The sequence below is a fragment of the Rubrivivax sp. JA1026 genome, from assembly GCF_011065555.1.
Taxonomy (GTDB): Bacteria; Pseudomonadota; Gammaproteobacteria; order Burkholderiales; family Burkholderiaceae_C; genus Rubrivivax; species Rubrivivax benzoatilyticus.
The window spans coordinates 599,770-619,990 of record NZ_JAALCQ010000002.1 but is presented as its reverse complement, the minus strand read 5'-3'; the positions used below and the strand labels follow the sequence as shown (position 1 = coordinate 619,990).

The 20,221-nt window shown below is 71.3% G+C and carries 15 protein-coding genes and 1 pseudogene; 5 read left to right on the top strand and 11 right to left on the bottom strand.

Features of this window, described 5'->3' with window-relative positions:
• From G5B56_RS06465 to G5B56_RS06450, 4 genes and pseudogenes are all read right to left on the bottom strand, one after another.
• Nucleotides 1–309 (bottom strand): annotated as a pseudogene (locus tag G5B56_RS06465) (formate acetyltransferase); the annotation flags it as partial.
• 141 nt (nucleotides 310–450) lie between these two features.
• Nucleotides 451–1,905 (bottom strand): MFS transporter, encoded by a 1,455-nt coding sequence (locus tag G5B56_RS06460; protein ID WP_009858723.1) that lies wholly within the window; start codon nucleotides 1,903–1,905, stop codon nucleotides 451–453.
• A gap of 11 nt (nucleotides 1,906–1,916) precedes the next feature.
• Nucleotides 1,917–3,050, bottom strand: coding sequence for a porin (locus tag G5B56_RS06455; protein ID WP_164962677.1), 1,134 nt, complete (start codon nucleotides 3,048–3,050; stop codon nucleotides 1,917–1,919).
• A 188-nt stretch (nucleotides 3,051–3,238) separates the two neighbouring features.
• Nucleotides 3,239–4,168, bottom strand: coding sequence for a dihydrodipicolinate synthase family protein (locus G5B56_RS06450; RefSeq protein ID WP_009858725.1), 930 nt, complete (start codon nucleotides 4,166–4,168; stop codon nucleotides 3,239–3,241).
• Nucleotides 4,169–4,301: 133 nt separating this feature from the next.
• Here G5B56_RS06450 and G5B56_RS06445 point away from each other — a divergent pair, with 133 nt between their 5' ends.
• From G5B56_RS06445 to G5B56_RS06435, 3 genes are all read left to right on the top strand, one after another.
• On the top strand, nucleotides 4,302–5,252 hold the full coding sequence (locus tag G5B56_RS06445) for a LysR family transcriptional regulator (RefSeq protein ID WP_164962676.1): 951 nt from the start codon (nucleotides 4,302–4,304) through the stop codon (nucleotides 5,250–5,252).
• A 182-nt stretch (nucleotides 5,253–5,434) separates the two neighbouring features.
• A complete protein-coding gene (locus tag G5B56_RS06440) occupies nucleotides 5,435–6,805 on the top strand; it encodes a tryptophanase (RefSeq protein ID WP_164962675.1) in 1,371 nt (456 codons plus the stop codon).
• A gap of 94 nt (nucleotides 6,806–6,899) precedes the next feature.
• A complete protein-coding gene (locus G5B56_RS06435; RefSeq protein WP_164962674.1) occupies nucleotides 6,900–10,355 on the top strand; it encodes a response regulator in 3,456 nt (1,151 codons plus the stop codon).
• 474 nt (nucleotides 10,356–10,829) lie between these two features.
• Here G5B56_RS06435 and glmS read toward each other — a convergent pair whose 3' ends face one another.
• On the bottom strand, nucleotides 10,830–12,680 hold the full coding sequence (gene glmS / locus G5B56_RS06430) for a glutamine--fructose-6-phosphate transaminase (isomerizing) (protein ID WP_164962673.1): 1,851 nt from the start codon (nucleotides 12,678–12,680) through the stop codon (nucleotides 10,830–10,832).
• 154 nt (nucleotides 12,681–12,834) lie between these two features.
• On the opposite strand from glmS, the gene G5B56_RS06425 reads away from it, so the two are divergent.
• Together G5B56_RS06425 and G5B56_RS06420 are read left to right on the top strand one after the other, a co-directional pair.
• Nucleotides 12,835–13,308, top strand: a complete 474-nt coding sequence (locus G5B56_RS06425) for an Lrp/AsnC family transcriptional regulator (RefSeq protein WP_009858750.1) — start codon at nucleotides 12,835–12,837, stop codon at nucleotides 13,306–13,308.
• Between the two features lie 76 nt (nucleotides 13,309–13,384).
• Nucleotides 13,385–14,347, top strand: a complete 963-nt coding sequence (locus G5B56_RS06420) for a YcjF family protein (RefSeq protein WP_164962672.1) — start codon at nucleotides 13,385–13,387, stop codon at nucleotides 14,345–14,347.
• A 169-nt stretch (nucleotides 14,348–14,516) separates the two neighbouring features.
• Here G5B56_RS06420 and G5B56_RS06415 read toward each other — a convergent pair whose 3' ends face one another.
• From G5B56_RS06415 to G5B56_RS06390, 6 genes are all read right to left on the bottom strand, one after another.
• Nucleotides 14,517–15,698 (bottom strand): class I SAM-dependent rRNA methyltransferase, encoded by a 1,182-nt coding sequence (locus tag G5B56_RS06415; RefSeq protein ID WP_164962671.1) that lies wholly within the window; start codon nucleotides 15,696–15,698, stop codon nucleotides 14,517–14,519.
• A 211-nt stretch (nucleotides 15,699–15,909) separates the two neighbouring features.
• Nucleotides 15,910–16,851: a tyrosine recombinase XerC gene (locus G5B56_RS06410; protein WP_164962670.1), complete on the bottom strand. Its 942-nt coding sequence runs from the start codon at nucleotides 16,849–16,851 to the stop codon at nucleotides 15,910–15,912.
• 8 nt (nucleotides 16,852–16,859) lie between these two features.
• The gene (locus tag G5B56_RS06405) at nucleotides 16,860–17,525 is read right to left on the bottom strand and encodes a DUF484 family protein (RefSeq protein WP_009858754.1); all 666 of its coding nucleotides are present in this window, start codon (nucleotides 17,523–17,525) and stop codon (nucleotides 16,860–16,862) included.
• The gene (gene dapF, locus G5B56_RS06400) at nucleotides 17,522–18,367 is read right to left on the bottom strand and encodes a diaminopimelate epimerase (protein WP_164962669.1); all 846 of its coding nucleotides are present in this window, start codon (nucleotides 18,365–18,367) and stop codon (nucleotides 17,522–17,524) included. Before dapF ends, G5B56_RS06405 begins: the two co-directional genes overlap by 4 nt.
• 7 nt (nucleotides 18,368–18,374) lie before the next feature.
• Complete coding sequence (locus G5B56_RS06395) at nucleotides 18,375–19,265, bottom strand: lysophospholipid acyltransferase family protein (protein ID WP_164962668.1); 891 nt, start codon at nucleotides 19,263–19,265, stop codon at nucleotides 18,375–18,377.
• Entirely contained in the window at nucleotides 19,262–20,116 is an 855-nt protein-coding gene (locus G5B56_RS06390) for a lysophospholipid acyltransferase family protein (RefSeq protein WP_164962667.1), read from the bottom strand. Before G5B56_RS06390 ends, G5B56_RS06395 begins: the two co-directional genes overlap by 4 nt.
• Nucleotides 20,117–20,221 lie beyond the last annotated feature (105 nt).

The following is a 20,221-nucleotide window of genomic DNA, read 5'->3' as shown; positions in this document are numbered from 1 at the left end:
GGTCTGCAGGCCGACGATGAGTTCCAGACCCTGGTCGATGTAGCCGGCGTCGTGCGCCACGATCGTCGACGGACGGTCGGTCGACACGTCCAGCACGCCCTTGGCCTGCTCCTGCTTGAGCAGTTCGGAGAGCTTCTTCCACAGCGCCAGCGTGCGCGTCGTCGGGCCTTCGAGGAAGGCGCTCGTGCCGGCGTACGGGGTGTAGTTCTTCTGGATGAAGTCGCGGACGTCGACGGCGGTTTCCCAACGACCGCCGGCGAAGCCCTCCCAAGGGTTGGCACGGCTGCTGACGATGGTCATGGTGTTCATCTGGGTTCCTTGAAAACGAATTGGGCGGGTGGCCGTCTCCGTCAGGTCCCGGCCGGGTGGGCCGCAGACCATTGTTGTTCTTATTCGGGAATCAGGGGTACCGGCGCGGGTTCCCCCGCGCCGGCTGATCTCAGCCCGGGATCAGGGCGAGATCTCTTCGAGCGAGCGGTTGGCCGTCTCGATCATCTGGCGCGCCGCGATCAGACCGATGACGGTCATCGCCGCGAACATGCCGAACACCGTCGCGATGCCGTAGCCGGTGAGCACGAAACCCACCACCGCCGGCGCCGTGGCCGAGGCCGCCCGCAGCCACGAGGTGGCCAGGCCGGTACCGATGGCCCGCATGCGCGTCGGATAGATCTCCGGCGTGTACAGGTACAGCAGCACGGTGGTCGTGCCCATCACCGCGTAGGCCGTCGAGCCGAGCAGCATCACCGACCAGGCGCTCTTGGCGCCGAGGAAGGCCAGCGTGGCGAGCAGCACGCCGCAGACGATGAAGCTGCCGATGGCCCAGCGGCGGCGGCCGATGCGGTCGACGAACAGCGCGCAGACCAGCACCGCGCAGACGCTCAGCACGTTGCTCAGCGAAGCCATGCGCAGCGCTTCCTGCAGCGGCAGGTGGTAGACCGTCTTGTAGAGCGTCGGCAGCCAGTTGTTGATGCCGTTGGCGACGAAGTACGACGAGGCCCACAACACCCAGACGACCAGCGTGCGCGGCCGGTAGACCACCGAGAACAGTTCCTTCCAGGAGGCCTTGTTCTGCTTGCCGATGCCGTCGGCGAGGCCAGCCACGCGCTGCTCGATCTGCGCAGCGTCGTGCTTCTCGTCCAGACTGCGCTTGGGCGTCGCGGCCTCGACCTGCCGGATCACACGCTCGGCGTCCTGCAGCCGGCCCTTGCCGACCAGCCAGCGCGGCGACTCCGGCAGACGCATCATGAACATCAGGATGACGACGCCCGGGATGCCGCCGACGAGGAACAGGTATTCCCAGCCGAAACGCGGCACGACGAAGGCGCCCACCTGTGCCGCCGCCAGCAGGCCCAGCGGGAAGATCAGCTCGTAGAGCACGAAGAAACGCCCGCGGCCCTTGGCCTGCGACAGCTCGTTGATGTAGGTCGCCGCCACCGGCACCTCGCCGCCGACGCCGATGCCCTGCAGCAGGCGCAGCAGGAACAGCACCTCGTAGTTGCCGGCGAAGGCGCAGGCGATGCTCATCACCGACATCACGCCGACCGCGGTGGAGATCGCCGGCACGCGGCCGTAGCGTTCACCGACCCAGCCGAAGAGCAGCGCACCGACCACCTGGCCGATGTAGCCGGCCGCGATCAGCAGGCCGACCTGGCCGGGCGAGAGGTGCCACAAGCCCACCAGTACCGGCAGCACGAAGGCCAGCGACAGCGCGTCGAAGGCGTCGAAGAAGGTGGCGCTGCCCATGATCACACGGGCCTTGGTGTGCCAGCGGCAGAACGGCACGTTCTCCAGCCGGAACAGCAGTTGCGCACGGGCGCGCGCCGAAGGCGTCGCGGCGGGGGAGCTCGCCGCCGGCGCGGCGTCGGCGATGCCGCCCGGAATGGGCAGCGTGGAAGAGTCATTCATGTCGACGGCTCCTAGAAGTCCTGGCGCATGCCGAGCTCGAAGCCCGTGGAGCGCTGGCCGCCGAAGTAGTTGGCCGCGGTGGCGACGCCGCTGGTGGCGGGACCGCCGGCGATGGCGAAGCTGGCTCCGCCCTGGTTGCTGAGGCGCGCTGCGTGAGCGTACAGCGCGGTGCGCTTGGACAGCGCGTAGACATAGCCGACGCCGAGCAGCGTCGCGTCGTTGGCGCTCAGCGCGTCGGTGGCGCCGGTCTGGTCGGCGCGCAGCACGGTCAGCTTCAGCTGCCCGGCCCCCATCGGAACCGAGACCCCGAACAGGCTGTTGACGGTGGTGTCGCTGCCGTAGGCCCAACGGCGCTGCGCGAGGCTGAAGCGGGCGAAGCCGGCGTCGTAGCCGACACCCCAGACGCGGTCGGTGAAGCGCTCGTCGGCGGCGGCGTTGCGCACCGTGAACTGCGAGGCGCCGAGCTGCCAGGCGCCCTGCGCCCAGCCGAAGCGGAAACCGTCACCCTTGGTTTGTCCGGCACCGGCCGAGCCGCCCTCGCCTGCGGTGGCGATCAGCGCACCGTTGAAGCCGCCGAGACCGCCCGGCAGGATGTATTCGACGGCATTGGCCACGCGCAGCGTCGGGTTCTGCGATGCGCCGGCGGCATTGCTGCCGAAGGCCTGGCCCAGAGCCCGCGAGCCGTAGACCGAGCGGAAGGTGTTGGCGCCGGCGATGCCCAGCGTCGCGAACGGGTCCATCGAGTTCCAGACCAGCTGCGTCGGCACCCAGTCGCGGCCCATGCGCATCTCACCGTAGCGTTGGTGCGTCAGGCCGACGGTGGCGCGGCGGTCCCAGAACGGCGAGTTCGCCGCGCCGCTGTCGGAAAGGATGGTGCCGTCCAGGAAGAAGCCGGCGCTCAAGCCGCCGCCCAGGTCTTCCTGGCCGCGGATGACGAGCTTGCTGGTGGTGTTGGCACCGCTGACGACCGAGTTCATCGAACCGAGGTCACCGTTGCGCACGTGGCGGGTGGCGAGGTCGAGCGTGCCGCCCAGGGTGACCTGGGCATCTGCGGCACCGGCGGCCAGCGCGAGCACGCACAGCGTGCCGGCGGCCCGGGCCGCCGCTGGCGGCGAGCGCCAGGCGGGGAGCGGGAAGCTTGTCATGGTCTATCTCTCTCATGGCTCGGCGAGATAGCGCCACCCGCTGTGCGCGCGGGCTTACTGCGATGCGCCAGTCTCCGCCGTATGGGTCTCGTTCTGGTTCTGGCCGATCGTGACGATCGTGGGCGATGCAGGCTCGCGGTGGCGGGCAGGCGGGGCGGCGCGAGCCGGCAGCCCCGCCTGCCAGGGGCTTAGCGCACCCGGCCGAGGCCGGCGGCGGCCATCGCAGCGGCGATCTCGTGCTCGGCGCCCGGGGCCAGCGGCAGCAGCGGCGAACGCACGGCGGCGTGCTCGAGGATGCCGCGCGCGACCAGCGCCCACTTCAGCGCGACCGAGCCTTCCATGTGCGAACCGCGGTGGTAGACGTTGGCCGTGACCGGCAGCAGGCGGTCGTGCAGTTCACGCGCCTTCTTGTAGTCCTTGGCCTTGCCGGCGGCGATCATCTCGACCAGCAGTTCCGGGGCGATGCAGCCGTAGCCGACCAGCGCGCCGTCGACGTCGAACATCGTGTGCAGCAGGTATTCGTCGTGGCAGGTCAGGATCTGCAGGTCCGGACGTTCCTTGCGGATGACGGGGATCTCACGGTCCCAGCGCTTCATGTTGCGCACGCCGTTCTTCATCGCGAAGACGCCCGGCAGCGCGGCGATCTCGAGCTGGGTTTCCAGGTCGTACGTGCACTTGGTGACGTCCGGGTACTGGAACAGGATCAGCGGCAGGCCGCTGGCCTCGTAGACGGCCTTGTACTTGTCCTGCGGCGCGCCCTTCTGGTAGCCGAAACGCAGCCAGCCGTGCGAGGGGTAGAGCAGACCGGCCGAAGCGCCGGCCTTGACGGCGCGCTTGGCTTCCTCGGCAGCGACCTGCGTGCCTTCGAGCGTGATGCCGGCAATGATCGGGAGCTTGTCACCGACCGACTCGCGGAAGGCTTCGATGACGCGGCACTGCTCGTCGCGTTCCAGGAAGGTGCCTTCGCCGGCGTGGCCCAGCACGGTCAGGCTCTTGACGCCCGGCACGCTGGCCAGCCAGCTGCCCAGGCGCTGGATCGCGGCGTAATCCACCGCGCCGTCCTGGGTGAAGGGGGTGACGGGGGCGGGGTTCAGGCCTCGCAGATCGATCGCATTCATGTCTGTTTCCTTTCAGCTAAGGGGTTGCGATGGAGGCCACTGTAGGAATTGTCGCGATATCTTCATAGATACAATTCCGAGCTTTCAGAGTTGCCGCTACAGGCAAACCTAAGACTGGGTCGGAGACAGGGTCATGAACGTCGCGATGGTGCGTTTGTTCCTGGAGGTGGCCGAGGCCGGCGGCATCAGCAAGGTGGCCGCGCGGCGGCAGACCGTGCAGTCGCACATCAGCCGCCAGATCACCGAGTTCGAGGCGGTGTGCGGCGGGCCGCTGTTCCGCCGCACCGGCCGCGGCGTGGTGCTCACCGAGCTGGGCGCACGCGCCGCGGTGCGGCTGCGCGCCTGGCTGCACGAGACCGAGCAGCTGGCGCAGGACCTGCGCGCCGACGCCGGCCAGCTGCTGGGCCAGGTGCGGCTGGGCATCATCCCGTCGGCCGCGCACCCGCTGCTGACGCGGCTGCACGAGCGCCTGGAAGTGGCCCAGCCGGGCATCCAGCTCGACATCGCCGAAGCCCAGGGCACCGAGCTGGACGCGATGCTGGACAGCGGCGCCGTCGACCTGGCGATCCTGATCCGCTTCCGCAAACCGGCCGGCGGCGAGGAGATCCCGCTGTGCGTGGCCCAGACCTATCTCGTCAGCGCACCCGGCGACGAGCTGACGCGCCAGCCGACGGTGCCGTTCTCGCGTCTGGACGGGCTGCCGCTGGTGCTGCCGCGCCGGCCCAGCCACTGGCGCAGCGCGCTGGACGACGCCGCGCGCGGCCTGGGATTCCAGCTGCGTGCGGTGCTCGAGGCCGACTCGCTGACGGTGCAGCGCGAACTGGTGGCGCGCGGCAGCGGCCGCCGGCTGTACTCGGTGCTGGGCCCCTACTCCATCACCAACGACCTGAAGATCGGCCGCCTGCAGGCCAGCCGCCTGGTGCAGCCCGACCTGCGCCGCCACCTGGCGCTGGCGCTGCCGCGGCACGGCAAGCTGTCGCCGCCGTGCCGGGTGGTGGCCCAGACCATCCAGGAGCTGGTCGCCTCCTGGGGCGGGCACATCACCGACGAGCCGCTCAACGACGATCTGCTGGGCGCTCGCTGAACGGCCGGCCGCCGCGCGCGGCGCGCCGCGGCTCTTGACCGGCGGGCAAAGCCGAGCAGAATCCGCCCCCGCAACCCCTTTGGGCGCTGAGCGCGGTCCGGAACATCCGGGCAACCGCAGCGCATCGGCCCCATCGCGCAACGGTTGCCGCGGGAGTACGGGGCCGTACTGGAGCCCCTTGGATGAAAACCATCATCGAGCCCTTCCGCATCAAGTCGGTCGAACCGATCCGCCTGACGACCCGCGAAGAGCGCCAGCAACACCTCGCCGCCACCGGCTACAACCTCTTCGGCCTGCCCTCGGAGGCGGTGCTGATCGACCTGCTGACCGATTCCGGCACCGGGGCGATGTCCTCGCTGCAGTGGGCCGCGGTGATGCGCGGCGACGAGAGCTACGCCGGCAGCCCCAGCTTCTACCGCTTCGAAGCGGCGGTGAAACACCTGATGCCGTTCAGGCACGTCATCCCGACGCACCAGGGCCGAGCGGCCGAGGCGATCCTGTTCTCGATCTTCGGCGGCGCCGGCCGGCGCATCCCGTCGAACACGCACTTCGACACGACGCGCGGCAACATCGAGGCCTCGGGCGCGATCGGCGACGACCTCGTCATCGCCGAAGGCCGTGACCCGCGCAGCGAGCACCCGTTCAAGGGCAACATGGACCTGGAGCGGCTGGAGGCCTACCTGCAGCAGCACGGCGCCGAGGTGCCGCTGGTGATGATCACGATCACCAACAACGCCGGCGGCGGCCAGCCGGTGAGCCTGGCCAACATCCGCGCCGTCGCCGAGCTGGCGCACCGCCACGGCAAGCCCTTCGTCATCGACGGCTGCCGCTTTGCCGAGAACGCCTGGTTCATCAAGTCGCGCGAGCCGGGCCAGGGAGAGCGCTCGATCGAGGACATCGTTCGCGACTGCTTCTCGGTGGCCGACGGCATGACGATGAGCGCCAAGAAGGACGCCTTCGGCAACATCGGCGGCTGGCTGGCGCTGAACGACGACGGACTCGCCGAGCAGGCGCGCCAGCACCTGATCCGCACCGAAGGTTTCCCGACCTACGGCGGCCTGGCCGGGCGCGACCTGGACGCGCTGGCGCAGGGGCTGCGCGAGATCGTCGACGAGGACTACCTGCGCTACCGCATCCGCACCAACGCCTACATCGTCGAGCGCCTGGACGCGATGGGCATCCCGGTCGTCAAGCCGGCCGGCGGCCACGCGGTGTTCGTCGACGCACGCGCCTGGCTGTCGCACATCGCGCCGCTGCAGTACCCGGGCCAGGCGCTGGCCGTGGCGCTGTACGAGACGGCCGGCATCCGCAGCTGCGAGATCGGCACGGTGATGTTCGGCCGCCAGCCCGACGGCAGCGAAAAGCCCGCGGCGATGGACCTGGTGCGGCTGGCCTTCCCGCGCCGCACCTACACCCAGAGCCACGCCGACTACGTCGTCGAGGCCTTCGAGGAGGTCGCGGCCGCCAAGGACCGACTCGCCGGCTACCGCATCGTCAGCGAGCCCAGGCTGATGCGGCACTTCACCTGCCGGTTCGAGAAGCTGGGCGCGTGATCGGGCAGGCCCCTCCCCCGGCTCGGCGGGAGGGGCCTCGCTGCGAGACAGCCCGCATGCGCTGACGGCCGCTTGCACCGTACCATCGACGGCGATGAACCTCGCCCCGGTGTCGCAGGTCTCCACCACCAAGGCCCTGACGGCCGCAGCCGTGCTGCTGGCGGGCCTGGGCATCAGCGCGGCGCTGGCCTGGCACCAGCAGCGCTCGATCACCGAGCAGCGCCAGGCGCAGTTCGAGCATCTCGCCACCGGCGCGGCCGACCAGCTGAAGGCCAACGTTCTCAGCTACGAACGCGGCCTGCGCGGCCTGCGCGGCGCCATCGTCGCGCTGGGGCCGCAGCGGCTGGACCGGGCGGCCTTCGTGGCCTACAGCGGGACACGCTCACTGGACCGCGAATTCCCCGGCGCCCGCGGCATCGGCTACATCCAGCGTGTGGCACCGGGCGACGAGGCCGCCTTCACGGCGGACATCCGCCGCCGCGGATGGACGGACTTCGAGATCCGCCATCTGGCACCGCACGACGGCGAACACTGGGTGATCGTCGACGTCGCGCCTGGCGCGCGCAACGTGGGGGCATCCGGTCTGGACATCGCGTCCGAGCCCCGGCGCCGGGCCGCCGCGGCGCTGGCGATGCGCAGCGGCACGAGCGCGATCACCGCGCCGATCACGCTGGTGCAGGCCACCTCCGCGCCGTCCCAGGGTTTTCTGATGCTGCTGCCGGTGCGGCTGGCCGGCACGCCCGCCGGCGGCGAGGTCTGGGGCTGGACCTATGCGCCCATCATCGCGCCCGAGCTGATCGCCGCCACCGGCCTGGCGACCGACCTCTTCGAACTCGCCGCCGAGGACGTGACCGAAGCCGGCGCCGACCGCTTCTACGACAGCGGCCTGCAGGCCGGCGACGCGACGGTGCGCACCGTGGTCGAGCGCGAGGTGCTCGGCCGCCGCTGGCGGCTGCAGATGAGCGCCACGCCGGCCTTCATGGCCCGGCCGGTGGGCACCGAGCCGCGCACGCTGCTGCTCGCCGGTGCCGCGGCCAGCGCGCTGGCCGCCTTCGCCGCGGCGCTGCTGGCCGGGGCGGCGGCGCAGCGGCGCCAGACGGCCATCGAACGTTCGCGCCGTGCGGCCATCGTCGAACGTTCGGCCGACGCGATCGTCGGCCTGTCGCTGGACGGCGTCGTCACCGACTGGAACCGCGGCGCCGAGAACCTGTTCGGCTATCCGGCCGCCGAAGCGCTGGGCCGGCCGCTGGCCGCGCTGATCCAGCCGCCGGGGCACGAGGCGGAGGACGCCGAGCTGCTGCGCCGCGCCGCCGCCGGCGAAGCCGTCGAGCCGCTGGACACGCAGCGGCGGCGGCGCGACGGGCGACTGCTGGACGTCTCGATCGCCCTCGGCCCCATCGCCGACGAGACCGGCCGTGTCGTCGGCGTGGCGGCCATCGTGCGCGACTCCGGCCAGCGCGCGGCGCGGCTGCGCAGCGCCGAGCAGCAGCGTGCCGTCGCGGCCGAACGCGCCGAGATCGCCGAGGCCACGCTCGGCGCCGCGCAGCGCGACTACCTGACGCTGTCGACCGCGATCACCGCGCAGTCGCTGTACTCGGTGACCGACCCCGAGGGCATGATCCTCGACGCCAACGAGCACTTCTGCCGCGTCAGCGGGCGAACGCGCGAAGAGCTGCGGGGTCACACCCACCGTGTCGTGAGTTCTGGCAGCCATGCGCGCGAGTTCTGGAGCGACCTGTGGGCGACCATCGCCGCCGGCAGCATCTGGCAGGGCGAGATCTGCAACCGCGCGAAGGACGGCAGCCGGTTCTGGGTGGACTGCGTCATCGTCCCGGTGACGGGCCTGGACGGCCGCATCGTGCGCTACCTGTCGGTGGGCACCGACATCACCGCGCTGAAGCAGGCCGAGCAGAAACTGGAACTGCTCAACGAGGAACTCGCCCGGCGCGTCGACCAGGCCGAAGCCGCGACCCGCGCCAAGAGCGCCTTCCTGGCCAACATGAGCCACGAGATCCGCACGCCGATGAACGCGATCATCGGCCTGACGCATCTGATGGCCCGCGACGCCGCCGACACGACGCTGCGCGAGCGCCTGCACAAGGTGGACGACGCGGCGCGCCACCTGCTGCAGGTCATCAACGACATCCTGGACCTGTCCAAGATCGAGGCCGGCCGGCTGGCGCTGGAGAGCGTCGAGTTCTCGCGCGACGAGCTGATGCACCGCGTGCTGGGCATGGTGACCGACGCGGCGGCACGCAAAGGCCTGGAACTCGTGCTGGACACCGGGCGGCTGCCCGAGCGCCTGCGCGGCGACGCCCAGCACCTGGCGCAGGCGCTGATCAACCTGCTGGTCAATGCCGTCAAGTTCACCGACCACGGCTGGGTCCGGCTGCGCGGCGAGCGTGTGGCGGCCGAGGACAGCCGCGTGCTGGTGCGCTTCGAGGTGCGCGACACCGGCATCGGCATCACCGCGGAGCGCCAGGCGCGGCTGTTCGAGGCTTTCGAGCAGGCCGACACCTCGACGACACGCCGCTACGGCGGCACCGGCCTGGGCCTGGCGCTGACCCGCCACCTGGCGCGGCTGATGGGCGGCGACGCCGGCGTCGACAGCGTGCCCGGGCAGGGCAGCAGCTTCTGGTTCAGCTGCTGGCTGGGCCTGGGCGACACGCCCGCCACCGAGCGGCCGGCCGTGGTGCAGACGCCGTTCGGCCTGCGCGCGCTGCTGGTCGACGACCTGCCCGAGTCACGCGAGGTGCTCGCCGAGATGCTGCGCAGGATCGGCCTGGAGGTCGACGAGGCGAGCGACGGCACGCAGGCGATCGAGCGTTTCGCTGCCGGCCGCGCCTCCGGGCGCCCGCCCGACCTGCTCGTCGTCGACTGGCGCATGCCGGGGCTGGACGGCATCACCACCGTGCTCGAACTGCGCCGCCGCGAAGGCGAGCTGCCGCCGTGCATCCTGGTCACCGCGCACGACGCCGACACGCTGCGAGACGGCGCCCGGCAGGCGCGTTTCGTCGCCGTGCTCGCCAAGCCGGTGACGCCGTCGTCGCTCAACGACGCGGTGTCGCAGGCGCTGCTGAGCCTGCCGTCCGGCGCGCAGGCCACGGCAGCCCCGTCGGAAGCGCTGACGCGGCTGCAGTGCCGGCCGACCCGCCCGCGCCTGCTGCTGGCCGAGGACAACCTGGTGAACCAGGAGGTGGCCTGCGCGCTGCTGGAGGATGCGGGCATCGTCGTCGAGGTCGCGGCGGACGGCGAGCAGGCGGTCGAGCTGGCGCTGCGCGGCGGCTTCGACATCATCCTGATGGACATGCAGATGCCGGGCACCGACGGCCTGGAGGCGACCCGCCGCATCCGCGCGCAACTCGGCGACCCCGTGCCCATCGTCGCGATGACGGCCAACGCCTTCGACGAAGACCGTGCCGCCTGCCTGGCCGCCGGCATGAACGACCACATCGCCAAGCCCGTCGAGGCGATGACGCTTTACGAGACCCTGCTGCGCTGGCTGCCGCCGGCGGACGCCGACGCCTGCGCCGGCGAGGCCGGCCGGTAGGCGGCGCTCGCGCGCCGGCCTGTCCTTCCCGGACTGCTTTGCCCTCAGCTGTGCCAGACGCCAGGGCCACGCCCTGGTTTCGGGCGACAAGCTGCTGCGGGCCGAGGCCCAGGCGCGCCACTGCGTCGTCTACGGCTTGCTGTGGGTGCTGGATCAGATGGAAGCATCAGGCAAGGTCGGGGCCGCGACGCTGCATGAAGGGCTCTCGCGCATATGGGCTCACCCACGCCGGCGGCTGCCGAAGGCCGAAGTGTTGGAGCGACTTCAGCGCTGGTCGCCTGGCTGACGGCTGGCGGTGCCAGCCCCCCCGCCCCTCACTCCACCGTCACCGACATCGCCAGATTCCGCGGCTTGGCGCCTGCCCGGCGCCATGCGCCTTCACATCGCTGCGCGATGCGAGCAGGCCCCTGCCGAGAACCTCGAACGCCTTCGGCCCGGCGCCCGCTTGACGCGGGCGCCCGAAGCCCGCGCCGGTCACTCGACCGTCACGGACTTCGCGAGGTTCCTCGGCTTGTCCACATCCGTCCCCCGCGCACAAGCCGCGTGGTACGCCAGCAGCTGCAGCGGCACCACGTGCAGGATGGGCGACAGCCGCCCGTAGTGCTCGGGCATGCGGATGACGTGCACGCCGCTGTCGCTGGCGATGTGGCTGTCGGCGTCGGCGAAGACGTAGAGCTGGCCGGCGCGGGCGCGCACTTCCTGCATGTTGCTCTTCAGCTTCTCCAGCAGCGCGTCGTTCGGCGCCACCGTCACCACCGGCATCTGCTCGGTCACCAGCGCCAGCGGGCCGTGCTTCAGCTCGCCGGCGGGGTAGGCCTCGGCGTGGATGTAGCTGATCTCCTTGAGCTTCAGCGCGCCTTCCAGCGCGATCGGGTAGTGCAGCCCGCGGCCCAGGAACAGCGCGTTCTCCTTGCGCGAGAAGTCCTCGCTCCAGGCGATGACCTGCGGCTCCAGCGCCAGCACGGCCTGCAGCGCCAGCGGCAGGTGGCGCAGCGCCTTCAGCTCCGCGGCTTCCTGCTCGTCGGTCAGCCGGCCCTTCACCTGCGCCAGCGCCAGCGTCAGCAGGTACAGCGCGACGAGCTGGGTCGTGAAGGCCTTGGTGCTGGCGACGCCGATCTCGACGCCGGCTCGCGTGACGTAGGCCAGCTCGCACTCGCGCACCATCGCGCTGGTGGCGACGTTGCAGATCGTCAGCGTGTGCTTCATGCCCAGGCTGCGCGCGTGCTTCAGCGCGGCCAGCGTGTCGGCGGTCTCGCCGCTCTGGCTGATCGTGACGACCAGCGTGCGCGGGTCGGGCACGCTGTCGCGGTAGCGGTACTCGCTGGCGATCTCCACCGTCGTCGGGATGCCGGCCACCGACTCCAGCCAGTAGCGCGCGGTGCTGCCGGCGTAGTAGCTGGTGCCGCAGGCCAGGATCAGCACGCGGTCGACTTCCTTGAAGATGCGGTAGGCGCCGTCGCCGAACAGCTCGGGGCTGATGCCGGGCACCGCGTCCAGCGTGTCGGCAATCGCCTTGGGCTGCTCGAAGATCTCCTTCTGCATGTAGTGCCGGTACGGCCCCAGCTCGGCGGCGCCGCTGTAGGCGGCGACGGTGCGCACCTCGCGCTCGACGGCGCGGTAGCGGCCCTGCTCGTCGGCGGCGCTGATCCACACCCGGCCCAGCTGCAGGTCGACGACGTCGCCTTCTTCCAGGTAGACGATGCGTTCGGTGACGCCGGCCAGCGCCATCGCGTCGGAGGCGACGAAGTTCTCGCCTTCGCCGACCCCCAGCACCAGCGGCGAACCCTGGCGCGCGCCGACCACGCGGTGCGGCTCGTCGCGGCAGAAGACGGCGATCGCGTAGGCGCCGCGCAGCCGCGGCAGCGCGCGCTGCACGGCTTCGAGCAGGTCGCCTTCGTAATAGCGGTGCACCAGGTGGGCGATGACCTCGGTGTCGGTCTGGCTGGCGAAGACGTAGCCGCGCTGCTGCAGCTCGGCACGCAGCTCGTCGTGGTTCTCGATGATGCCGTTGTGCACCAGCGCGATCCGGCCCGGGCCCTCGGCGCCGGGGCCGGCCGAGAAGTGCGGGTGGGCGTTGTGCACCAGCGGCGCGCCGTGCGTCGCCCAGCGTGTGTGGGCGATGCCGGTGGTGGCGGCGATGCCGTCATGCGCGACGTTGGTCTCCAGCTCGGCCACGCGCGAGGTGCTGCGCGCGCGGCGCAGCTCGCCGTCCTGGTGCACGGCCACGCCGCAGGAGTCGTAGCCGCGGTACTCCAGCCGCTTCAGGCCTTCGATCAGGATCGGGACGATGTTGCGCGTGCTGACCGCGCCGACGATGCCGCACATGGGTTCAACCTTTCGTACTTCGGTGGCGGGATGCTAGGCCGGGACGGATGAAGTTTTCGTTCATTGATGTCGTGATCGTGAACGATTCACCCACACGAATGAGGCATCGGTATTTTCTTTCGTTACTTCACATCGGATGGCATATCCTTTCGTCATGGATCTCGACGCCACCGACTACCGCCTGCTCGAGCTGCTGCAGGACGACGCCTCGCTGTCCAACCAGGCACTGGCCGAACGCGCCCACACCTCGCCAGCGACGGCGCTGCGGCGCGTGCGGCGGCTGGTCGACGGCGGCGTCATCGAGCGCCGAGTCGCCCTGCTCTCGCCCGAACGCCTGGGCGCCGGGCTGACGGCGCTGGTGGAGATCACGCTGGACCGCCAGGGCGCCGAGCACCTGGACGCCTTCGAGGCCCGTGTCGCCGGCGACGCCGCGGTGCAGCAGTGCTACCGCGTGTCGCCGGGGCCGGACTTCGTGCTCGTCGTGCACGCCGCCGACATGGCCGGCTACCACGCGCTGGTGCAGCGCCTGTTCACGCAGGACGCCAACGTGCGCAACGTGAAGGCTTTCTTTAGCGTCAAGCGCGCCAAGTTCGACCCGCGGCTGCCGCTGCCGGCGCCGGCGCGCTGAGCGCCAAGCACCCGCGGCGCAGCGGACAAAGCGCGCTCGCTAGAGTGCGCGCGTCACCACCTGCCGCCACCGCCCGATGAACACCGCCGACACCCGCGCCGTCCTGACGATCGCCCTGCTCGCCGCCTTCGCCGACGGCCGCAAGCACGAACGCGAGCGTGAACAGATCCGCCGCATCGCCGAAGGCCTGGCGCAGGACGCGGCTGTCGACCTGCCGTCGCTGGTGCAGGACGTGTTGCTCAAGCGCGTGGACGTCGCCAGCGCCGCCGCCGCGCTGGGCAGCGCCGAGGCACGCCAGCTGGCCTACGAGATGGCGGTGGGCGTCTGCGACGCCGACGGCACGCAGAGCGACGCCGAGCGCGCCTTCCTCGCCGACCTGGCGCGTCGTCTCGGCCTCGACGACGGCGAGGCCGGCGCCTACGCGGCGCAGGCCGAGACGCTGGCGTCGGCGGACGTCGCCGGCGAGGTGGTGGAGACGGCCCCGGCGGACACCGTGGCGCGCCCGGCCCGGCCCGCGGTCGACGAGGCCGAGCTGGACCGCGCGATCCTCAACGCCGCGATCCTGAACGGCGCGCTGGAGCTGCTGCCGGAGTCGCTGTCGACGCTGGCCATCATCCCGCTGCAGATGAAGCTGGTGCACCGCGTCGGCCTGGCCTACGGCTACCCGCTGGACAGCGGCCACGTGAAGGACTTCCTGGCCACCGCCGGCGTCGGCCTCACCTCGCAGTACCTGGAACAGGCCGGGCGCAAGCTGCTGGGCGGCCTGCTCGGGCGCGTCGGCGGCGGGCTGCTCGGCGGCCTGGGCAAGCAGGCCGTCAGCTCAGGGCTGAGCTTCGCGACGACCTGGGCGCTGGGCCAGGTCGCCAAGCGTTACTACGCCGGCGGGCGCACCTTCTCCACCGAGATGCTGCGCAGCACCTACACCGAGCTGCTGCAGCAGGCGCGCGGCCTGCAGAGCCAGTACGCGCCGCAGATCCAGCAGCAGGCGCGCACGCTGGACGTGCAGAAGGTGATGGCGATGGTGCGCGGGGGGCGGTGAGGCCAGGAAGGCTGGGGTCAGAAGCCTGGAAGCCTGGAAGCCTGGAAGCCTGGAAGCCTGGGGAAGCCTGGAAGCCTGGGGAAGCCTGGAAGCCTGGGGTCAGGTCCCTCATGAAGTCTGGGGTCAGGTCCTGCGGGACCTGACCCCGAGCGGCCGCTGAACGCCGGCGCTACTGCCTGACGATCGCCAGCCCCTTCAGGTACTCGCCCTCGGGGAAGAACAGCGTCGTCGGGTGGTCGGGCGCGCCTTCCAGCCGGGCCAGGATCGCGCCATCGACACCGGCGTCCATCGCCGCGCCGGCGACGATCTTGTGGAACAGGTCGGCGCTGATGCCGCCCGAGCAGCTGAAGGTCAGCAGCAGGCCACCCGGCTCCAGCAGCTTCAGCGCCAGGCGGTTGATGTCCTTGTAGGCGCGCGACGCACGTTCGGCGTGCGCCGCGGTCGGCGCGAACTTCGGCGGGTCGAGCACGATGGCGTCGTAACGCTGCCCCGCCTTCAGCTCGTCGCGCAGGAACTGGTTGACGTCGGCGTCCTGCGTGCGGCTGCGCGCGGCGTCGAAGCCGTTCAGCTCGACGTGGGCCTGCACCCGCTCCAGCGCCGGCGCCGACGAGTCGATGCTGGTGACGTGGCGCGCACCGCCGGCCAGCGCCGCGACGCTGAAGCCGCCGGTGTAGCAGAAGCAGTTCAGCACACGCTGGGCGCCCTGCTGGCGCACCAGCTCGGCAAAACGCGCGCGGTTGTCGCGCTGGTCGAGGTAGAAGCCGGTCTTGTGGCCGGTGGCCACGTCCAGCGTCAGCTTCCAGCCGTGTTCGCGGATCGTGACCTCGGTGCCGCCGCCGCCGCGCAGCCAGCCGGTCACCGGCTCCAGGCCTTCGAGCGAACGCACGCTGGCGTCGGAGCGTTCGTACAGGCCGCGCGCGCCGGTCTGCACCATCAGCGCGTCGGCGATCACGTCCTTCCAGCGCACGCTGCCCACCGACAGGAACTGCACCGACAGCAGGTCGCCGTAGCGGTCGACGACGAGGCCCGGCAGGCCGTCGGCTTCGCCGTGGATCAGGCGCACGCCGTCGCTGGCCACCGGCAGGCGAGCGCGCAGCGCCAGCGCACGTGCGATGCGGCGCTGGAAGAAGTCGGCGTCGATGCGTTCGCTGGCCTCGAAGCTCCAGGCGCGCACGCGGATCGTCGAGTTCGGGCTGTAAGCACCCCAGGCGAGGAAGCTGCCGTCGGCGGCGTCCACCCGAACGGTCTCGCCGGCGTCGGCCTTGCCTTTTTCGATGCTGCCCTGGAACACCCAGGGGTGGCGGCGCTGCAGCGAGCGCTCCTTGCCTTCGCGCAGTCGGATCGTTTTCATGGGCGCGATTGTCGCCGCGCCCTGAAGAACGGGTTCAGAAGAACGGGGTCAGGTCTCGGAGGAACGGGAGGAACGGGGTCAGGTCTCGTGAGACCTGACCCCTGACGGCCCGTGAGACCTGACCCCTGACGGCCGCTGAAGAGCGGAAGAACGGGGTCAGGTCTTGCGAGACCTGACCCCAGACCGCCGACCCCAGACCGCCGGCGCGGCCTCAGCCGCCTTCGGGCGTCTTGCGTTTGGCCCGCGGATGCGCGGCGTCGTAGGCGCGTGCCAGGTGCTGGAAGTCGAGCTGGGTGTAGACCTGGGTCGTCGAGATGCTGGCGTGGCCCAGCAGCTCCTGCACCGCACGCAGGTCGCCGCTGCTCTGCAGCAGATGGCTGGCATAGCTGTGGCGCAGCATGTGCGGGTGCACGTGCGTCGGCAGCCCGGCTTGCAGTGCGATCTGCTTCAAGCGTGCGCGCAGCGCGCCTTGCGACAGGCGTTCGCCACGCCGGCTGACGAAGAGCGCCGGCTCGCCGGCCGCGGCCAGTTGCCCGCGCACCGCCAGCCAGGCGGCCAGCGCCTCCAGCGCCTTGGCGCCCACCGGCACGCTGCGGCGCTTGCGGCCCTTGCCGAGCACGTGGGCGCTGGCGTCTTCGGCGTCGATCCAGCCGGCGGCACCGGCCGACGGTGCGAGGTCCAGCGCCAGCAGCTCGCCGATGCGCAGTCCGCAGCCGTAGAGCAGCTCGACGATCGCGTGGTCGCGCGCCGCCAGGCGGGCGTCGCCGTCTTCGTTCTCGTGTTCGGCCAGCGCGACGGCCTGGTCGACCGGCAGCGCCTTGGGCAGCGGCTTGCCGGTCTTGGGCGCCTTCAGGCCGTCGACCGGATTCGCCGGCACCAGGCCTTCGCGGCCCCACCAGCGGTACAGCCCGCGCCAGGCCGACAGCACCAGCGCGATGCTGCGCGGCGCGAGGCCGGCGGTGCGCAGCTGCGCCATCCAGCGGCGCACGTGGTGCGGCTGGGCGGCGCGCAGTTCGACACCGTCGGCTGCGGCCGAGGCCGCCAGCCGGCCGAGGGCGTCGCGGTACAGCGCCAGCGTGCGCGGCGCCAGCCGGCGCTCGACGCCCAGGTGGTCCAGCCAGCGCTGCACGTCGTCGGGCAGCGTGGCGCCCATCGTCGGGCTCAGGCCGTCAGACGCGAGAGAGCCGCTCCCGCGGTGTCGCCGATGCGCACCAGGAACTCGGTGCCCATGTCGGCGCTGTAGCGCGTCGGGTCGGGCGAGCCCAGGATCAGCAGGCCGAAGCTGCCGGCCGCGCCGCGCAGCGGGATCAGCGCCACCGAGGCGATGGCGCCCGGCTCGGGCAGCCAGCTCACGGCCTCGAAACCGGCGTTCACGCCGCAGTACGGCTGCGACAGGCTGTCGGCGAAGCTCTTCACGTCGTCGCTGACCGGCTCGCTGAAGCGCTGGCCTTCGTGCGCCGGGGCGACGTTCCAAAGCCGCAGCGCGGCCTGCGGGATCATGAACTGGTGCTGCAGCTCGTCGACCAGCACCGCGGGCAGCGCGGCGGCGTCGGCGGTGACGAGCAGCGCGCGTGTCCAGCGGTGCAGGCGTTCGGCGATGCCGACGTTCTCCTGGCTGTGCCGGATCATCTCGACGATGCGCATCTCCAGGCCCTTGATGCGGTCGCGCAGCATTTCCATCTGCCGCTCCTGCAGCGAGACGGCGCGCTGGCCGTGCGGGCTGGTGAGCTGCACGCTGGACAGCAGCTCGGCGTGGCGCTCGAAGAAGCCGGGCGTGTTGGCCAGGTACTCGGCGATGTCGTTCTCGGTGATGCCCTGGAGGTTCACAGCTCGATTTCTCCTTCGAAGACGGTCACGGCAGGGCCGGTCATCAGCACCGAGGCGCTGTCGTCGGGCCACTCGATCAGCAGGTCGCCGCCGCGCGCGTGCACCTCGACACGGCGGTCCAGCCAGCCCAGGCGGATGCCGGCGACGACCGCGGCGCAGGCGCCGGTGCCGCAGGCCAGCGTCTCGCCGGCATCGCGCTCGTAGACACGCAGCTTCACCTCGCCGCGCGACAAGACCTGCAGGAAGCCGGCGTTGACACGGCGCGGGAAGCGCGCATGGCTTTCGACCCGCGGGCCGACGGCGGCCACCGGCGCGGCGTCGACGTCGGCTACACGCATCACCGCGTGCGGGTTGCCCATCGACAGCACGGCGACCTCGACACCGGCGTCGGCCAGCGGCCAGAGCTCGAAGCCGTTGACGAGGCGCGGCGTCAGCCCGCTGGCGTCGAAGGGCACACGCGCCAGGTCGAAGACGGGGCGGTTCATGTCGACACGCACGCGGCCGTCGGCGGCCAGCGACAGCTCGAGCAGGTTGTTGACGGTCTCGACGCGGATCGTCTTCTTGTCGGTCAGGCCGTGGTCGACGACGTAGCGCACGAAGCAGCGCGAGCCGTTGCCGCACTGCTCGACCTCGTCGCCGGTGTTGTTGAAGATGCGGTAGCGGAAGTCGACGCCGGGCGTCGTGCTGCGCTCGATGACGAGGATCTGGTCGGCGCCGACGCCCAAGCGCCGGTCACCCAGCCGGCGGATCTGCTCGCGCGACAGCGCCAGCGGCGCGCCGGTGGCGTCGAGCACGACGAAGTCGTTGCCGGCGCCGTGCATCTTGGTGAAGCGCAGTCGCATCGGCGGATTATCGCTTCGTGTACAGCCCGGGCTCGCCCTCGGGGCGGGTCTTGAACCGCTTGTGCACCCAGAGGTACTGCGACGGGTTGCGCACGACCTCGCTCTCGATCCACTCGTTCATGCGCCGGGCGTCGGCCTCGGCGTCGTCGCTGGGCCAGTCGGTGAACGGGGGCAGGAAACGCACGCGGTAGCCGGCACCGCCGGGCAGGAACTCGGCGACCACCGGCTGCACCGTCATCTTCAGCCCGCGCGCCATCTTCGACGGCGCCGTCAGCGTCGCCGCCGGCACGCCGAAGAACGGCACGAACACCGCCTCGCGGCGGCCGAAGTCCATGTCGGGCAGGTTGAAGAAGGCCGCGCCGCGTTTGACGGCACGCACCAGCGGCAGCGCGCTCTCCTGGCGCGAGAACACCTCGCCGCGCCCGAAGCGCAGCCGCCCGGCGCGCATCGCCGCGTCCATCACCGCATTGCTCTGGCGCTGGTAGATCGAGGCCACCCAGCGCTGCTGGAACAGCTGCGTGGCGGCGCCGGCGACGTCCAGCGCCAGGAAGTGCGGCACCAGCCACATCACCGGGCGCTCGCTCTCGTCGGCCAGGTGGACCTGGCCTTCGACGTGGATCAGGCGCTTCAGGCGCTCGGGGCTGGCGTACCAGAGCAGGCCGCGTTCGATGAGGCTGCGGCCGAGCCAGCCGAAGTGCTCGCGCGCGATGCGCTCGCGCTCGGCGGCGGGCTTGTCGGGAAAACACAGCTCCAGGTTGCGCAGCGCGATGCGCCGGCGCGAGCCGGCGAGGCGGAAGAACAGGGCGCCGAGGCCGCGGCCGAGCGCGGCCTGCACCCCCAGCGGCAGCCAATGCAGCAGCCAGACGAGCGCCAGCACGGCGCGGGACAGCAGAGTCATGAGGACGCGCCGCTGCGCGGCGCCTTGTAGCGGTGGTAGCCCCACAGGTACTGCGTGGGCTTGAGGCGGATGACGGCTTCCATCGAGCGGTTGACGGCGATCGCACCCGCTTCGTCGCCGCCGTCCTCGGGCAGCGGCACCGGCATCGGCATCAGGCGCACCACGTAACCGGCACCACGCGGCAGGCGTTCGGCCCAGAGGATGGCCACCGCGGCGCCGGTCTGCTGCACCAGGCGCGCGGCCAGCGTCATCGTGTAGGCGGGCTGGCCGAAGAACGGCGCCCAGACCCCCTGGCCTTCGGGCGGCACCTGGTCGGGCAGCAGGCCCACGGTCTCGCCCTTCTTCAGCGCCCGCAGCATCTGGCGCACGCCGGCCAGCGTGGCCGGTGCGGTGGCCAGCGCCGGGCGCGCGCGTGCGGTCTCCTCCAGCTCGCGCAGCAGCTGCTTGCGCGCCGGGCGGTAGAGCACGGTCAGCGGCTGGCGCGCGCCGAAACGTTCGGCGTAGGCCTGGGCGGCGATCTCGAAGCTGCCCATGTGCGGCGTCAGCAGCACCAGGCCCTTGCCGCGGCCCAGCAGCGACTCCATCAGCTCGGCGCCTTCCCAGAGCACCGGGTCGGCGATCGGCTGCTCGCGCGGGCGCAGCCACAGGCGCGGCACCTCCATCACCAGGCGGCCGGCATCGGCCACCGCCTCGCGGCGCTCGGCCGCGGTCAGCCCGGCCAGCGCAGCATTGGCGTCCAGGCGGCGGCGGTAGGACGGCGAAGCCCAGTAGACCAGCCAGCCAAGGAAAGCGCCCAGGACGTGGAGAAAACGCAAGGAACGGCGAGACAGCCAGCGAACCAGGAAAAACATGCTTGTATGATCCGGCCGTCGCCGAGTTAACAGGACAACTTGCGGGGCGACGCGGGAGCCGAAGGATACCGAGGCCCCGCCGGGCGAGACGCCGCTTCGGGTGGT

Coding starts and splice junctions, on each gene's coding strand:
- G5B56_RS06460 (WP_009858723.1), bottom strand. CDS start 1,905: ATGAATGACTCTTCCACGCTGCCCATTCCGGGCGGCATCGCCGACGCC.
- G5B56_RS06455 (WP_164962677.1), bottom strand. CDS start 3,050: ATGACAAGCTTCCCGCTCCCCGCCTGGCGCTCGCCGCCAGCGGCGGCC.
- G5B56_RS06450 (WP_009858725.1), bottom strand. CDS start 4,168: ATGAATGCGATCGATCTGCGAGGCCTGAACCCCGCCCCCGTCACCCCC.
- G5B56_RS06445 (WP_164962676.1), top strand. CDS start 4,302: ATGAACGTCGCGATGGTGCGTTTGTTCCTGGAGGTGGCCGAGGCCGGC.
- G5B56_RS06440 (WP_164962675.1), top strand. CDS start 5,435: ATGAAAACCATCATCGAGCCCTTCCGCATCAAGTCGGTCGAACCGATC.
- G5B56_RS06435 (WP_164962674.1), top strand. CDS start 6,900: ATGAACCTCGCCCCGGTGTCGCAGGTCTCCACCACCAAGGCCCTGACG.
- glmS (WP_164962673.1), bottom strand. CDS start 12,680: ATGTGCGGCATCGTCGGCGCGGTCAGCACGCGCAACATCGTCCCGATC.
- G5B56_RS06425 (WP_009858750.1), top strand. CDS start 12,835: ATGGATCTCGACGCCACCGACTACCGCCTGCTCGAGCTGCTGCAGGAC.
- G5B56_RS06420 (WP_164962672.1), top strand. CDS start 13,385: ATGAACACCGCCGACACCCGCGCCGTCCTGACGATCGCCCTGCTCGCC.
- G5B56_RS06415 (WP_164962671.1), bottom strand. CDS start 15,698: ATGAAAACGATCCGACTGCGCGAAGGCAAGGAGCGCTCGCTGCAGCGC.
- G5B56_RS06410 (WP_164962670.1), bottom strand. CDS start 16,851: ATGGGCGCCACGCTGCCCGACGACGTGCAGCGCTGGCTGGACCACCTG.
- dapF (WP_164962669.1), bottom strand. CDS start 18,367: ATGCGACTGCGCTTCACCAAGATGCACGGCGCCGGCAACGACTTCGTC.
- G5B56_RS06395 (WP_164962668.1), bottom strand. CDS start 19,265: ATGACTCTGCTGTCCCGCGCCGTGCTGGCGCTCGTCTGGCTGCTGCAT.
- G5B56_RS06390 (WP_164962667.1), bottom strand. CDS start 20,116: ATGTTTTTCCTGGTTCGCTGGCTGTCTCGCCGTTCCTTGCGTTTTCTC.